27 protein-coding genes are annotated in these 12,372 nt (G+C 39.9%); all 27 read right to left on the reverse strand.

Going from position 1 to position 12,372, the window contains the following annotated elements:
* Nucleotides 1–693 (reverse strand): head maturation protease, ClpP-related, encoded by a 693-nt coding sequence (locus ACPC58_RS01750; protein ID WP_434065055.1) that lies wholly within the window; start codon nt 691–693, stop codon nt 1–3.
* Nucleotides 671–1,930, reverse strand: coding sequence for a phage portal protein (locus ACPC58_RS01755; protein ID WP_434065056.1), 1,260 nt, complete (start codon nt 1,928–1,930; stop codon nt 671–673). Before ACPC58_RS01755 ends, ACPC58_RS01750 begins: the two co-directional genes overlap by 23 nt.
* 29 nt (nt 1,931–1,959) lie before the next feature.
* Nucleotides 1,960–2,211, reverse strand: a complete 252-nt coding sequence (locus ACPC58_RS01760) for a hypothetical protein (protein ID WP_434065057.1) — start codon at nt 2,209–2,211, stop codon at nt 1,960–1,962.
* A gap of 9 nt (nt 2,212–2,220) precedes the next feature.
* Nucleotides 2,221–3,882: a terminase TerL endonuclease subunit gene (locus ACPC58_RS01765; protein ID WP_434065058.1), complete on the reverse strand. Its 1,662-nt coding sequence runs from the start codon at nt 3,880–3,882 to the stop codon at nt 2,221–2,223.
* Complete coding sequence (locus tag ACPC58_RS01770) at nt 3,866–4,213, reverse strand: terminase (RefSeq protein WP_312248528.1); 348 nt, start codon at nt 4,211–4,213, stop codon at nt 3,866–3,868. The genes ACPC58_RS01765 and ACPC58_RS01770 overlap by 17 nt, the downstream gene beginning before the upstream one ends.
* Nucleotides 4,214–4,336: 123 nt before the next feature.
* Nucleotides 4,337–4,522 (reverse strand): HNH endonuclease, encoded by a 186-nt coding sequence (locus ACPC58_RS01775; RefSeq protein WP_277837337.1) that lies wholly within the window; start codon nt 4,520–4,522, stop codon nt 4,337–4,339.
* Nucleotides 4,523–4,662: 140 nt separating this feature from the next.
* Nucleotides 4,663–4,956, reverse strand: coding sequence for a hypothetical protein (locus tag ACPC58_RS01780; protein WP_228380146.1), 294 nt, complete (start codon nt 4,954–4,956; stop codon nt 4,663–4,665).
* A gap of 155 nt (nt 4,957–5,111) precedes the next feature.
* Complete coding sequence (locus tag ACPC58_RS01785; RefSeq protein WP_434065059.1) at nt 5,112–5,675, reverse strand: site-specific integrase; 564 nt, start codon at nt 5,673–5,675, stop codon at nt 5,112–5,114.
* Between the two features lie 130 nt (nt 5,676–5,805).
* Nucleotides 5,806–6,270, reverse strand: a complete 465-nt coding sequence (locus ACPC58_RS01790; protein ID WP_277837332.1) for a hypothetical protein — start codon at nt 6,268–6,270, stop codon at nt 5,806–5,808.
* A 1-nt stretch (nt 6,271) separates the two neighbouring features.
* Nucleotides 6,272–6,460, reverse strand: a complete 189-nt coding sequence (locus ACPC58_RS01795) for a hypothetical protein (RefSeq protein ID WP_434065060.1) — start codon at nt 6,458–6,460, stop codon at nt 6,272–6,274.
* Entirely contained in the window at nt 6,457–6,732 is a 276-nt protein-coding gene (locus tag ACPC58_RS01800; protein WP_434065061.1) for a hypothetical protein, read from the reverse strand. Before ACPC58_RS01800 ends, ACPC58_RS01795 begins: the two co-directional genes overlap by 4 nt.
* A gap of 10 nt (nt 6,733–6,742) precedes the next feature.
* Nucleotides 6,743–7,156, reverse strand: a complete 414-nt coding sequence (gene ssb, locus ACPC58_RS01805; protein WP_434065062.1) for a single-stranded DNA-binding protein — start codon at nt 7,154–7,156, stop codon at nt 6,743–6,745.
* Nucleotides 7,153–7,365 (reverse strand): hypothetical protein, encoded by a 213-nt coding sequence (locus tag ACPC58_RS01810; RefSeq protein WP_434065063.1) that lies wholly within the window; start codon nt 7,363–7,365, stop codon nt 7,153–7,155. Before ACPC58_RS01810 ends, ssb begins: the two co-directional genes overlap by 4 nt.
* Nucleotides 7,362–7,739: a hypothetical protein gene (locus tag ACPC58_RS01815; protein WP_434065064.1), complete on the reverse strand. Its 378-nt coding sequence runs from the start codon at nt 7,737–7,739 to the stop codon at nt 7,362–7,364. Before ACPC58_RS01815 ends, ACPC58_RS01810 begins: the two co-directional genes overlap by 4 nt.
* Nucleotides 7,740–7,762: 23 nt before the next feature.
* Nucleotides 7,763–7,939 (reverse strand): hypothetical protein, encoded by a 177-nt coding sequence (locus tag ACPC58_RS01820; RefSeq protein ID WP_434065065.1) that lies wholly within the window; start codon nt 7,937–7,939, stop codon nt 7,763–7,765.
* Nucleotides 7,929–8,486 (reverse strand): DUF1642 domain-containing protein, encoded by a 558-nt coding sequence (locus ACPC58_RS01825; RefSeq protein WP_434065066.1) that lies wholly within the window; start codon nt 8,484–8,486, stop codon nt 7,929–7,931. Before ACPC58_RS01825 ends, ACPC58_RS01820 begins: the two co-directional genes overlap by 11 nt.
* A complete protein-coding gene (locus tag ACPC58_RS01830; protein ID WP_434065067.1) occupies nt 8,449–8,778 on the reverse strand; it encodes a hypothetical protein in 330 nt (109 codons plus the stop codon). Before ACPC58_RS01830 ends, ACPC58_RS01825 begins: the two co-directional genes overlap by 38 nt.
* The gene (locus ACPC58_RS01835) at nt 8,765–8,944 is read right to left on the reverse strand and encodes a hypothetical protein (RefSeq protein ID WP_434065068.1); all 180 of its coding nucleotides are present in this window, start codon (nt 8,942–8,944) and stop codon (nt 8,765–8,767) included. The genes ACPC58_RS01830 and ACPC58_RS01835 overlap by 14 nt, the downstream gene beginning before the upstream one ends.
* Before the next feature lie 3 nt (nt 8,945–8,947).
* Nucleotides 8,948–9,148: a hypothetical protein gene (locus ACPC58_RS01840; protein ID WP_434065069.1), complete on the reverse strand. Its 201-nt coding sequence runs from the start codon at nt 9,146–9,148 to the stop codon at nt 8,948–8,950.
* On the reverse strand, nt 9,145–9,534 hold the full coding sequence (locus ACPC58_RS01845) for a hypothetical protein (RefSeq protein WP_434065070.1): 390 nt from the start codon (nt 9,532–9,534) through the stop codon (nt 9,145–9,147). Before ACPC58_RS01845 ends, ACPC58_RS01840 begins: the two co-directional genes overlap by 4 nt.
* On the reverse strand, nt 9,535–10,056 hold the full coding sequence (locus tag ACPC58_RS01850; RefSeq protein WP_434065071.1) for a DUF1642 domain-containing protein: 522 nt from the start codon (nt 10,054–10,056) through the stop codon (nt 9,535–9,537).
* Nucleotides 10,057–10,066: 10 nt separating this feature from the next.
* The gene (locus ACPC58_RS01855) at nt 10,067–10,741 is read right to left on the reverse strand and encodes a DNA methyltransferase (RefSeq protein ID WP_434065072.1); all 675 of its coding nucleotides are present in this window, start codon (nt 10,739–10,741) and stop codon (nt 10,067–10,069) included.
* Entirely contained in the window at nt 10,734–10,988 is a 255-nt protein-coding gene (locus tag ACPC58_RS01860; RefSeq protein WP_434065073.1) for a hypothetical protein, read from the reverse strand. Before ACPC58_RS01860 ends, ACPC58_RS01855 begins: the two co-directional genes overlap by 8 nt.
* Nucleotides 10,989–11,033: 45 nt before the next feature.
* Complete coding sequence (locus ACPC58_RS01865) at nt 11,034–11,783, reverse strand: DNA-methyltransferase (protein WP_434065074.1); 750 nt, start codon at nt 11,781–11,783, stop codon at nt 11,034–11,036.
* Nucleotides 11,773–11,952, reverse strand: a complete 180-nt coding sequence (locus ACPC58_RS01870; protein WP_434065075.1) for a hypothetical protein — start codon at nt 11,950–11,952, stop codon at nt 11,773–11,775. Before ACPC58_RS01870 ends, ACPC58_RS01865 begins: the two co-directional genes overlap by 11 nt.
* Nucleotides 11,952–12,110, reverse strand: a complete 159-nt coding sequence (locus ACPC58_RS01875; protein ID WP_434065076.1) for a hypothetical protein — start codon at nt 12,108–12,110, stop codon at nt 11,952–11,954. The genes ACPC58_RS01870 and ACPC58_RS01875 overlap by 1 nt, the downstream gene beginning before the upstream one ends.
* Nucleotides 12,098–12,322: a hypothetical protein gene (locus tag ACPC58_RS01880; RefSeq protein WP_434065077.1), complete on the reverse strand. Its 225-nt coding sequence runs from the start codon at nt 12,320–12,322 to the stop codon at nt 12,098–12,100. Before ACPC58_RS01880 ends, ACPC58_RS01875 begins: the two co-directional genes overlap by 13 nt.
* Nucleotides 12,323–12,372: the final 50 nt, after the last annotated feature.

A 12,372-nucleotide genomic window follows, 5' to 3' on the forward strand; every position in this document is an offset into this window, starting at 1 on the left:
TTATTGTTCTCCTCTTTTTTGTGTAAATAAAAAGGCAAAGCGTTCAATATTTCGCTTTCCCTTATCCTCATGTTCATCAGTCCCATACTTAACCATAAGGCTATCTAAGACATTGGTTTCAGCATTATTTGACGCTTCTTCTGGTTCATCTTCGCCATAAATACCATCAGCAAGCCCCAATGTGAGTGCCTCATCAGCCGTGAGAAAAGTCTCCTCATCAAGAAGAGCTTTCAACTCCTCTCTGTCTCCCTTAAAACGCTTAAGGTAGGTCTCTTCAACAGATACCTGGGCCTTTTCCAAATCATCAGCTACCTTACGCAACTCCTTAGCATTACCGTAGGCGAATGTCCATGGATTGTGAATCATCAACTGCGTATCTTTGGGCATCAGAATCTTATCCGCACCCATAGCAATGATAGATGCGGCACTTGCAGCCAAACCATCAATAATCACCGTCACAGTCTCTTTACGCTGACTAAAGAAATTCTTGATTGCAATTCCCTCAAACATATCACCACCGTAAGAATTGATATGTACTTCAATTTCATTTCCTTGGAAACTTGCTAAAGCATTTCGGACATCATTAAAGTTAATCCCTTCCAAGTAGTCGCCAACTGTACCATGCAAATAAAGCGTAGCCTTATCATCATCTGAGACAGAAGCCTCAAACTTAAACGGAATGTGTTTCGTCACTAGCTTCCACTTCTCCTTTCTTTTGATTACCACCAGAGCCATCAGCCCTAGCATAGTTTAACGATACAAAATATTGATCAGCCCATGGTTCATCAATCGGCTCTTCTCCCAGTTTATCCCTCAATTCGTTTGTACTGAGAGCACCGATTCTGAATAAAGCCTCACCAGCCGACGCAAATTTCTCTGCGCTGTAAACTAGGATTGTGTTCGTCTGTATCTTAAATTTTGAGCCAACAGCCAGATGTTTCTTGCCGTACAGCTTGCGATTAATTTCCGTTTCAATTGCGTCAGCCCACGGACGTACACCGAAATTGACAAAGTTATCACGAATTGCCTCTGCATCTGCCACATCACCTTTCATTATTCCACGAGGAATCGAGAAAGCGTCAGCAGCATAGTGGACAACATCCATAATGACATCGGAAATATCACGAGTAGTTACCGCACCACTCTTAGTATTGGCACTTGTCTTAACGAGGCTAGATATTTCAAGCCCTTCTTCTAACGGAGTGATTGAGTCTTCATCAGAAAGTACAGCAGCAAACCGCTTCTCATACATCTCATCCATGATAAGATCATATTCCGTTGTCTCGTTACCTTCGTCATCTACCTCAACAACAGCCTTTCCGTATTTCTGGTCAAATAAGGTACCAATATTCAGACCAAGTTTCAAAGCGTTTCCCCTGTTGTAATTGCGAATCGCTCCACCAATCAACTTCCCATATTCTGAGTACAGGTCATCCAAGTAACCTTTTACCTTAGAATCATTCATGGTAAAGTGCAGAACATCCTCTTCCTGATAGACCGCATTCAACTGTAGTCCACCAGCAACAGTAATGTTCTTGTAGACATTTGGACGAAAGGCTTTCTTATCAATTTCAAAACTCTCCGCAAGAATGAACTCACCATTGTGCATCAAAACCAAAGCACCGTCAGAATTCTTGACCATCTGACCTATCAAAGCAGCAAGAAATTCATTCTGAGTCTGATTTTGGTTTGGCTCATAATTAAACCGATACCAAATATCACCCTTCTGAATCTTACCTTTGTTGTAAGTCTCATAGTTGGCCAAAGACAAAGCATTGGCTATCTTGTCAATACACATCTGCAGAGCAAATTCCATAAACTGAACCCGCTGACCAGACCGACGAACCGCTGCTTCCAACTCCTTACGACTAACTTTCTGCACAGTACCATCGCGAGCGAAAAAACCAAAGAAATTATTTAACCACCCCAACTGGATCACCTCCTTTTCTAATCAGTGACTTACTTACGCTTGAAACAGGGACGCTTCAATCGTTCTACTTCTTTTTCTAACATCTCAATCCGTTTCGTATGAGCTGAAAATTCAGCGTTAGTGCTTTCAGCATTCTTGCAACAACGCTTCTCCAACCCTTCAAAACGCTTATCAGTACGAAACTGAAGCTCAAACAACCGCTCCACTTTCCCATTAAGATAATCAAGCGTCTTCCCAATCAAAACAAAGGGACGATATTTTTTCTTAGTTCGCTTAGACATATAAACCTCCTATCGTGTAAAACTTCGCAATCTGCGATTGATTTTTACAGTCTTCTTCTCCAACTGTTCCAACTGCTCCTCAATTGACATCGCATGAATCAAAGCCATAAAACCATCTGTCTTCCTCCTCTCTGGATCAATCTTTTTGTAAGTCTTGTTCCCTTTACCATCAACATCAACATAGACATTATTTGTGTACCACCGCATCATACGGTCTTCACCAAACACAATCTCATGATTCGCAAACATCATGTCAACCGTAGGGGCAAGCCTTGAGTGAGTAATAGCTCCACTACGAACCACTTCTATAGGCAATCCAGCATTTTCAAACGCTTCTTTGACTGGTGCCTTTCGGAAATCATCCATCGCTATATTGACAATCTTGTACTTCTCAGCCATCTTCACAAACCAATCAGCCACATACTTAGGATCCATAACCTTTCCAGGAACTATTGTAATCAATCCCTCATGTTGTGGAATTGTAAAATCCATCTTAAAATCTTGGATTTTCAAAGCCTCTGAGACAATAAAAGTATGATGTAACCAATACCGCATCTTCCCTCGTCTAAATAAGAGACCTACACCGATAAAGTCCCGAACATCCGCATAGTCAATTGCACCCACACACTCCATTCCCTCCAAATCATCTGGTAACGGTCTGCTTGCTGCCACAATATCATCCCACTCAGCAACAGCATGCGTCGTGTCTTCCAAAGGGAAATTACATCGCTTAGTAATAAAGTCTAGGAATAACTCCTTGCTACGTAAAGCACGCTTGTAGGCTTTCTTGTACTCTTTCAGCAATGTTGGCAAGTACGGTAACATCGGATTAGCCTTTATCCAAGCAAGCTCATCTTCCCATTCCTCAAACGCATCAATCTTAGCCAAAATCGGTAACATGCCAGCACGATAGTCACAAGTTGAAAGAATATCCCTAGCAGTCTGCTTGTAATCATCCAGTACCGCACCACGAACCTTACCATCCGTCGTTAGATACATCACAGAAGCATCCGCAACCTTACCAAGAGCGTTGATATAGACATTGATGTTGTCGTAATTCAAATACTCATGCAACTCATCAAAGATAACCAAACCAGGACGAAGACCGTCCTTGGTCCGTGCATTTGAGGTATGGTACTTAATCTTAGACCTAGATTTGATAAAAGTAATTAAGGTCTGGGAAAACTTGTAAGCCTTCTGCAGAACAGCATGATCTTTGATCGTGTTATAAACATCATCAAATGAGGTCTTAGCCTGAGCCTCGCTATTGGCAACAATATCCACATTGTACTCGCGAATGCCGTTTCGATTGCTAGTTTTAAAAAAAGCCTCATCCGAAGCAATACTGTTCTTACCAAATCCACGAGCACATAATAAAAACAGCTCGGGAAATACCAAACTGTCATCGCTCTTCCAACGGATAGCATTAACTGCCGCATGAATAAATCGTTGCGGAGGCTGTAGCTTATATGGTCGATATTTGTTGATAAAATCAACAACACTATCAGCCTTTTTTACATCAACATAAATTTCCGGATCAGAAATGGCAGCAATTACCAAATCCGCCATCTGCTTAATTTCCTTACAGACAGGATATTTCTCTGTAACAATATCTCTCAACCAGTCGTCAATGTGGGAAGTTCCGCTAGTAAAATTAAATGTCTTCGCCATCCTCAGACTTCAATTCTTTAGCTTCGATTCCTAATTTTTCAAGCATGACCATCATCTGCTTATTGACGTTGACTTGGAGAGATACGGAATCATTTTTCTTACCACCAATACGTATGCCATTCAACTTTATATCCTGTCTTAAAAGTTGAGATGTCTCCCACAGGGAAATATACTGCTCAACTAAATCTTTAAATGGCTCCTCATATTTTTTTCGCTCCTGCAAAATGCGAATCAGCTTGATTCGTAAATCGTCACGAGACTTAACATATTGTTTCTGAGCAACCAAAGGGCGTTCCCAGTCAAATTCTGGGTATTCTAAAAAACCAGCCATATTTCTCCTTTCATGAGAGTTTTTTTTGTTCTTGATAAAATTTCGCTAGATATCTTTTCCGAGGTACCCCTTCCCGTTGCACGTTTCCCCTTTAGAAAAGCCATTTGGTTTGACCCGGGGGGCTTACCACTGTTCATCGTTGTCGAATTTTCGACGATGATAGCCATTCAACTTTTCCGGATGTTCTCGGTTGTGGCATGGATTGCATAAACATTCTGTGTTGTCTAGTTCTAATGCTAACTCTGGATGCTGTCGCACTTCCTTCTTGTGATGCACCATATCTGCTGGTGTGTATCGACCTGCTCGCATACAACGTTGGCATTCGTTGTTGTCCCTCTGCCTACGTACCTTTCGAATGATTCGCCATTCCTTGGTCCAATAAAACTCTTTGACTTTGTCAGTTCTGATTAGCTCGACTAACCTGTCGAGTATTTCAGGAGTCATCAGATTCATTTGATTAGCCCTTGATTTGCAAGCCATTCCTCTGTGAGTATCTGTTGGATCTTAGTTGTAAGCTCCGGATTGAGTTGTCCAACCTGTATTCCAAGATTGTCCAATAGCTTCACGTTGTGTTCTGAAGACAACACTTGACGCATGAGACCGGTAAATAATGCTGCGACTTCTGAATTGGTTAGCCGGTTGATTGTGATGACATCATAGAAGTGCTGATTGATTTCGTCTAGCGACTGCTTATTTTGATTCAGATAGTCTGAGATTTTTTTTTCTGCAACTTTGTTAATCATTTTTCGTCACTCCCTTCTCTTAATTTGATATATCTTATATTCTCTCAAATTCACTACACTTTCTAAAACATTATTAAATCAAGTGTTTTAATAGTTATCATTTTATCAGTTTAGTATTTCCACGATATATCAAATTAGCACTCTAAAAATAAAAATCACAAGTCAAATTTACGCATTAGATCATCTAATTGGTCTTGTTTGATACCAATATACCTAAGCGTAATCATTGGACTTGCGTGATTAAAAGTTTCCATCAATGCTGCTACATCTTTAAATTGTTTGTAATGATGATAGCCGTAAGTCTTTCTCATAGAATGGGTCCCGATGTTATCAATTCCCAAAAACTCAGCAGCTTCTTTTATGATGTTCCAGCACTGTTCTGGTGATAGTGGTTTGTTATTTCCTTCTCTGCTTTGGAAAATATAGTAATGATGTGGTTTATCTTTGACGAATTCTCTCATTTCCCTTTTGAGAGTCTTCGTCATTCTAAATGTTCTGATTTTCTTTGTCTTGCGTTCTTTGACTCTAATATGCCAGCCTTGAACATCTTTTACTTTGAGATTAACAATGTCTCCTATCCTAAGACCTGAGCTTATCCCAGTAAGGAAGAGCATGTAATTACGTCTACGCCTATCTGGATTTTCGGCACTATCATGAATCAAATAATCTTTCATTGCTTGAATGTCATCTTTATCTCTTATTGGCTCAACTAAGTTCACATGTTCCTCCTTTCCAGAATAACATAAAAGCCACACGTATTTGTGTGACTTTATATTTATTTGTTAGTTTTATTCATGATACAAATATAACACATTGTTTTTGTCACTTCTATACGTTTTTGTGACAAGATTACATTAAAAGGATTTTTGCTAAAGTGTCCAATATAACTTCGCGTCGTCTATAAATTTGCTTTCGATGCTTATAAAGATAGCCAGTCTCACCATTTTCCATAATGTGCCAAACTTGAATCCAGTCATATCCAGTATGTTCTCCCCACCTCAGATGGAAAATTTTCTTATCATCTGGTTCAAGTACCTTTAACAATTCTGATATCGCATTTTGGAACTCTTCCAGTTTCGAAATCATTGGATCATTGGCATAAGCAACAACTAGATCTTCAGAAGTATTAGTTGAAGTTCCACTGCGACTAGCTCCTGAATCATCAATGCCTGGCATGGTCAGGTTTTTGACTGCATAGGCTCTTTCCAGTTCATGACGGCGCTGGCCAATAAGTTTATCAATTTTTAGATACTTAGCCTCAAGCTCAAACTCAAGGAAATCACGTCTTGTCTTACTTGCTGTCTTCTTTGTCAAACTACTCTCCCCATTTTTTCCATTGTTCAGCTGCATTACAAAAGGCTACTGATAAGGTTGTAAATACATTACTAATGGCAGTACCTACCGACTTAAAAACTTGTCGGATCTGTTCAGGATTTTGTGCCAACTGTTCTAGTTCTTGTTGTCGTGCCTGCTTAGCTTTTTTCTTCTTGATTCTTTTGTTCACCTTTTTGCTCCTTGTAACCAGATAGATACTTGATACACTCTGCGAAATAGGCGCAGGTTACCCACACAATAAATGCTGTCAGAAATGGATGCTGTGCCATGAACTCGTATCCATTCATTGTTTCGCCCTCCATTTTCTGGTATTAGCTCTTTTCTTGGTCGATGGCATTCATCATCATAAAACTCATAGCGCTTGATAAACTCCTTCAAATCATCAACAACATCACGCTTTCTGATTTTTTCGCCGGACGACAATATTTCAACATGGCTCATTCAATCCCTCCTAAAACGGCAATCCGTCATCATCGATATCCATTGTCGGACCACTGAAATTCGGTGGCATTTGGTCTTTCATGCTTGCTTGATTAGCTGCATAATCACGATTTTCAAGTATTTGGAAACTCTCAGCGACAACTTCGGTCACATAGACACGTTGCCCTTGCTGATTGTCGTAGCTCCGTGTCTGGATTCGACCAGTAATACCAATCAAGTGACCTTTCTTGGTCCATTTTGCCAAGTTTTCGGCCTGCTGACGCCACAACACGCAATTGATAAAGTCAGCCTCACGGTCTCCAGCTGCATTCTTAAAATTACGATTAACCGCCAAAGTAAAAGTCGCAACGGCTTGATTAGACGGTGTATAACGTAGCTCTACGTCTCTTGTCAATCTACCTACTAAAACAACATTATTGATCATTTCAATTCCTCCAATGCTACCCATCTGAATTGTGGGTATTTTTGTGCTTCTTCTTGGGTGCATTTAAATCCGAATTGAGATACTACGCCTACTGCTACGGTGTCTTCAACACTAAATATACCTCTGTCTTCATCTAATTCGACATAGGTATACTCCCACATACTCGGCTCTGGAACATCAACCAGTAACACTCCTAATTTTTCAGTCATTTTTCTTCCTCCAACGATAATAATCTTGTGACATCTTTTGGTTTGTGTCCGTCATATTCTGGTGCTTTTTCTAATTCTTTAATATTGAATAAGTCCCAATGTTCTAAATCATAATGATAACTATATTGCCCTTTTGGTGTATCGATTCCACAAATAAAACTATCTTCAAACATTGTGCCATCATGGTGCTGTTTCGACTTCCATGCTTTATCCTTGTTTTGTCGCATGAGCGCCAATGTCAGAATCATTCTGTGATAATATAGCTCACCGAACGTGTGCCATTTATCTGATATATCTTTTGTTGATACCCCTTGGCGTTTAGCAAGTAGTATTAAACTGTTTATTGTGTCTGTAAAATCCTTTTGTTTATTCATTTCTATTTCTCCAACAATTCCATCTAGCAGCCTCCTGTGCATCCCGACTTGATATACTCTTTAAAATTTTTAAGTTTTTCAACAACATCATCTAATACTTTTCTCTCTTGTCTGATGTCTTTGTCTGAAGCACCGTCACGATTGATATAATGTTCCAAAGCATGCTTCATGATGTGTAACTCGATATATTTATTCGCCATTATTCTCCTCCACAGGCTTAGCCCATTTTAACGCCCAGTCAAAACCGGCATTTTCTATCAATTCTTTGGTAAATTTTCCGGGAAAGTGTTTGTTACCATCTACTAATTTAATTGCTTGATTGATGCACGCTAATACCAATGTTCCACCATTATTCGGTATCTCCACCGTGTACAGTTTCTCTTGTTCGACTGTGTAACCGTCCAACCACGCACGAGCGAATGTGTCTTGGTTTCGTTTTGCCCAATCTATACCTTTCCATACTTCCCCTGTAAAGGTGTTAGCAAGTCCAATACCATGTTCTGATACTGGGTCAAAAGCACCCAACAATGTCAATTTATTAGATTTACAATACTCTAACCACTCCGCTACAAATTTCGGTATTACGACTTTTTGAGGCTCGTCTATCTCGTTTACGAGTTCTACAATCTTATCAATATGCACCGCACGGCTTCCCGTACGATAAAATACTCTTTGTGCCACATCCCGTAGCAATTCAATCGCTTCTTGTTTATTCATCTGTTTCCTCCAAATGCCAGTTATACTCATCTATCAGGCGAATCAGCACATGCTTGCCATCACCTTTTAAATCTTCAACTTCTTCGTCTGCCAAATCTTGCTCGCTTAACCAAGCAGAAAAATCAACGATATTGGCTACACGGTACTCAAAACAGTCTCCCCAATCCCAATGATACGTCTCGTATGTAACTTGCGTTCCATCTGGAAACTCTAAGACCATGTATGGATTGTCTGCCACTCCGTAGCTGAAACAAAGTTCACATGTTCCAAATTGAGTTTCTTCTGGGTTGCTACCAACATCAATTACTTTAATGCCTTTCATGATACCTTCCATCCGTTAACTCATTTTCTCTACAAAATTCTTCGTACATAGCCATCTCTTTCATCTTATCGGCAACACCTTTAATTTCCACCAATTCTCTATCGCTATAAGCGTCTAGATGCTTGATGACTTCAATCAATGTTTTTCTGACTTCTTCAATTTTCATCACTCAAACCCCCTCCATTACCTTTTGCAACCACATTTTAGCTTCTAGTTTTGCCCACGGCGCTCCATGACGGTACAGACTTATCATGGCTAATGTCTCCTCATTTTTCCCTGGTAGACGGCTATATATATTCCCAGAAATAAGCCCTTTGTGAAAATCATGCAATCTATTTTCAAAGCTCCCGATAAAGAATTTTCCCATCACTCTACCTCTTTCAAAATTTTCATATCAAAACCACCGTCAATAAACTCATAAGTCATTGCAGGACGGACCCCATTCCCTAGTTTTTGATAGATTAACTCTATATCCTCTCTGGAAAACTCGGTTCCTAAGTAGTAGTTTAGATAACTTCGATTGTCTTCTTGGAAGCAGAGATTTTTGGTTCGGTTTTTGAATGGTGCACCTTTAGAAGCATCTCGACTACACCACATCAACAGCTTCGCAATAATATCCCGTTTACTTAGACAATCTTCTGTCAAAAAATAAGTATTTGTTTTTGGTATCAAAATCAATTCAAAATTACGATTCAAAAATGAATCTGGAAAAATACTCATTATTTTTTTTAGTTCAGTCATTACTTCTTCATTCATCTACGACCTCCACTCCACGACCTTCACACTATCGCACTCAAACACCCAACCAAAGCCTGCTGATTCAAGCTTGTCTTTGCTCACATGAACGTTTGAAGCAGCTAAGTCCGAACTGAAATACAAAACATTATTCACTTCCACAAGCGGTTGCCCATTAAATAATTCCACCGTGTACAACTGCTCCTGCTCAATCTCGTAGCCGAATAAATGCATCTGAACAAGGGTCAAAATTGAATTATATTCGTAAAGAAGCCATCCTTCGAACGTACCCAGTAAATCATTGTTCTCCCCGTCTAGTTTTCTATACGTTCCAGTGATTGTGCTATATATTGCGGGGTAGAGGCCATCTTTATTTCTTTCGTACCACTCCGCTACGAACTTCGGTATTACGACTTTCTGAGGTTCGTGTATTTGGTTTACGAGTTCTACAATCTTATCAATAGGCACCGAACGTCTTCCTGTACGATAAAATGCTCTTTGTGCCACATCCCGTAACAATTCAATCGCTTCTTGTTTATTCATCTTTCTCCTCCTAAAATAATTTAATCTGTGATTTATATTCTTCAAGTCTGGCCAGAGCTGATTGGAAAATTTGTCCGTCTTTCTCACAGCCGACGTATTCCAGCCCAGCCTCTTCAAAAGCAATTAAACTGCTGGCTGAGCCAACATGTGTATCTAAGATTTTGTCGCCTTCTGTGGCATATTTTAGGATTAACCAACGATATAGATTAATAGGTTTCTGTGTAGGGTGTATCCTTTTCTCGTTCAATCGCTTGTTCCCTTGCTGGACATGACCCTCTGCGATGGATTTCCCCTGCATCATGCCATTCCACATATAACGAAACAATCTCACACTATCATGCATACTGCAGTAAGCAATCTCACAATCTGAAAAGCTCGACTGTCCATTGACCTTATCCCAGACAATGCGACCTGGACCGAAATCATATTGGTAATAATTTACGCCCCAGATAATCTGATTTTTGGAAACTCTGATTAGTTCGTCGAAATAATCCTTGCCGGGAACACCCCATTCACTCGTCTGTCCATACAAACGTTGAACGCCAATTGGACTGATTTTCCGTCCATAGAACCTCCGCTTTTCAGGTCCGCTAAAATACGGTGGGTCTACAATTGCAAGGTCAAAATAATTGTCAGGATACTCATGCATCACGTCCATACAGTCTGCGTGAACAAATTTATTCATCTTTCCCCTCCTCTTGCACATATTTCTTGTAACTTTTCCAAAAATCATCTATGTTACCAGAGAGTGGTAGTTCTCCATAATGGATGTAGCACTGAATTGCTTCTTCTAAGTTATTAGTATTAACAGCTTTAAAAGGCACTTCTACTAAGTTATAGCCTTCAAAGATTTCATACAAACATTCCTCAATCACCAATTGACTAGCTCTTGCTTTTTCCAATTTCTCTAAAAATTCATTTTTTGTCAACATTCACTACCATCCAAAAAATCATATATAGTCATCTGCTCCACCCTCTCAAAATAAACTGGGCTGATAACTAGACAACATCTGCTCTTTTGCCTTCTTGTAAAAATCCTTTTTAATTTCAAAACCATATGCTGAGCGGTTCATCTCAATCGCTGCCCTCAGTGTTGACCCACTTCCTGCCACAGGGTCAATCACTACGTCGCCCTCGTCCGTAAAAATCTCAATCAGCCGTTTCAGCACAGGAATAGGTTTTTGTGTCGGGTGGATAGTTGGATAAGAACTATCCTTCTCCCACGGTGCATGATTGAGTACCATAGATCCGTTATTGTTAAATTTCGGCAACTTATCACGATATAATACAGTGGCTTCTTCCACGGCACCCACAATCTTCATGTTCGCTTTCAATACCTGAGGACTGGATTTCTTAGTAAAATAAAGCGGATAAGCATTATTAAAACCGTGCTTCTTCCCACACTCGATAACCATATCTCGCTGTTGCCATGCATGAAAAACAATCATAGCTGGTGCCTTACCTTTTTCTCTCGGCTCCTTCTTCAAAAGCCGAGAACAGAAATCAAAGAAATTATTAATCTTAAAATCATTATCCGTATCAAAGAATGACTTTCCAGCCAACTTGCTCTCCCCATTTGCGTTATCGCCGTCCTTGTACCACCTCGGGTCACTAGCATAGGCATTATTTCCAAGATTGTAGGGTATATCAGCAATAATCAACTGGGCTCGTGGGATGTTGTACCGTTTCGCATTCTCGAAATGGTCATTAAATAACTCAAATTTCAACTAATCTCCTCCCTCTCACATCGCTCGTCCTTTTTATATACGCTGGCGACTTGTAAAAGTGTATCGTTGATACCTTCACGCCAAACTTATCTTCCAACTCCTTCGCTGTTCCAATTGCTAGTAGCTTGTCGCCTTTGTAGAGAGCGTACTCTTTTTCATGGGCTACCATCAACTACCTCCATATCTGGTACGATGATACTCCTCGACCATACGATTCAATTCGGCTACAAAATCATCTCCAGGCAAAGCCATCAAGCGGGCCTTCTCAGACATACGAAGTGGCTCGTTTGCTTCTTGCCAATATACTAGCATTTCTAATCTATCCATTGTTCTTCCAAAATTATTAAGAAGTAGCAATCCTTAGCGCCATAATCAATGCGAATATGATTATTTTTCCAGCACTTTGAATATCTAGGATTACTAATAGCAGAATTAGCTCTCACATGTTCCTTGATAGACTCAACCGCTTCTTTAATGTTTGAATAGTAACCTAAATGAATAGGATAGAAGCCGTTAATCATATGCATAACCTTAAACATCAATCATCTACCTCAATAATTTTAAAATCACCACGCAAGTACAATGACCT

The sequence above is a fragment of the Streptococcus sp. VTCC 12905 genome (assembly GCF_049893385.1).
Classification (GTDB): domain Bacteria; phylum Bacillota; class Bacilli; order Lactobacillales; family Streptococcaceae; genus Streptococcus; species Streptococcus suis_AA.

Coding starts and splice junctions, on each gene's coding strand:
- ACPC58_RS01770 (WP_312248528.1), bottom strand. CDS start 4,213: ATGGCTGGTTTTTTAGAATACCCAGAATTTGACTGGGAACGCCCTTTG.
- ACPC58_RS01870 (WP_434065075.1), bottom strand. CDS start 11,952: ATGGTAGCCCATGAAAAAGAGTACGCTCTCTACAAAGGCGACAAGCTA.
- ACPC58_RS01775 (WP_277837337.1), bottom strand. CDS start 4,522: ATGCGAGCAGGTCGATACACACCAGCAGATATGGTGCATCACAAGAAG.
- ssb (WP_434065062.1), bottom strand. CDS start 7,156: ATGATCAATAATGTTGTTTTAGTAGGTAGATTGACAAGAGACGTAGAG.
- ACPC58_RS01825 (WP_434065066.1), bottom strand. CDS start 8,486: ATGAGTATAACTGGCATTTGGAGGAAACAGATGAATAAACAAGAAGCG.
- ACPC58_RS01765 (WP_434065058.1), bottom strand. CDS start 3,882: ATGGCGAAGACATTTAATTTTACTAGCGGAACTTCCCACATTGACGAC.
- ACPC58_RS01780 (WP_228380146.1), bottom strand. CDS start 4,956: ATGATTAACAAAGTTGCAGAAAAAAAAATCTCAGACTATCTGAATCAA.
- ACPC58_RS01800 (WP_434065061.1), bottom strand. CDS start 6,732: ATGAGCCATGTTGAAATATTGTCGTCCGGCGAAAAAATCAGAAAGCGT.
- ACPC58_RS01855 (WP_434065072.1), bottom strand. CDS start 10,741: ATGAATAAATTTGTTCACGCAGACTGTATGGACGTGATGCATGAGTAT.
- ACPC58_RS01880 (WP_434065077.1), bottom strand. CDS start 12,322: ATGTTTAAGGTTATGCATATGATTAACGGCTTCTATCCTATTCATTTA.
- ACPC58_RS01830 (WP_434065067.1), bottom strand. CDS start 8,778: ATGAAAGGCATTAAAGTAATTGATGTTGGTAGCAACCCAGAAGAAACT.
- ACPC58_RS01845 (WP_434065070.1), bottom strand. CDS start 9,534: ATGAATGAAGAAGTAATGACTGAACTAAAAAAAATAATGAGTATTTTT.
- ACPC58_RS01860 (WP_434065073.1), bottom strand. CDS start 10,988: ATGTTGACAAAAAATGAATTTTTAGAGAAATTGGAAAAAGCAAGAGCT.
- ACPC58_RS01815 (WP_434065064.1), bottom strand. CDS start 7,739: ATGAATAAACAAAAGGATTTTACAGACACAATAAACAGTTTAATACTA.
- ACPC58_RS01835 (WP_434065068.1), bottom strand. CDS start 8,944: ATGAAAATTGAAGAAGTCAGAAAAACATTGATTGAAGTCATCAAGCAT.
- ACPC58_RS01875 (WP_434065076.1), bottom strand. CDS start 12,110: ATGGATAGATTAGAAATGCTAGTATATTGGCAAGAAGCAAACGAGCCA.
- ACPC58_RS01850 (WP_434065071.1), bottom strand. CDS start 10,056: ATGAATAAACAAGAAGCGATTGAATTGTTACGGGATGTGGCACAAAGA.
- ACPC58_RS01810 (WP_434065063.1), bottom strand. CDS start 7,365: ATGACTGAAAAATTAGGAGTGTTACTGGTTGATGTTCCAGAGCCGAGT.
- ACPC58_RS01760 (WP_434065057.1), bottom strand. CDS start 2,211: ATGTCTAAGCGAACTAAGAAAAAATATCGTCCCTTTGTTTTGATTGGG.
- ACPC58_RS01820 (WP_434065065.1), bottom strand. CDS start 7,939: ATGGCGAATAAATATATCGAGTTACACATCATGAAGCATGCTTTGGAA.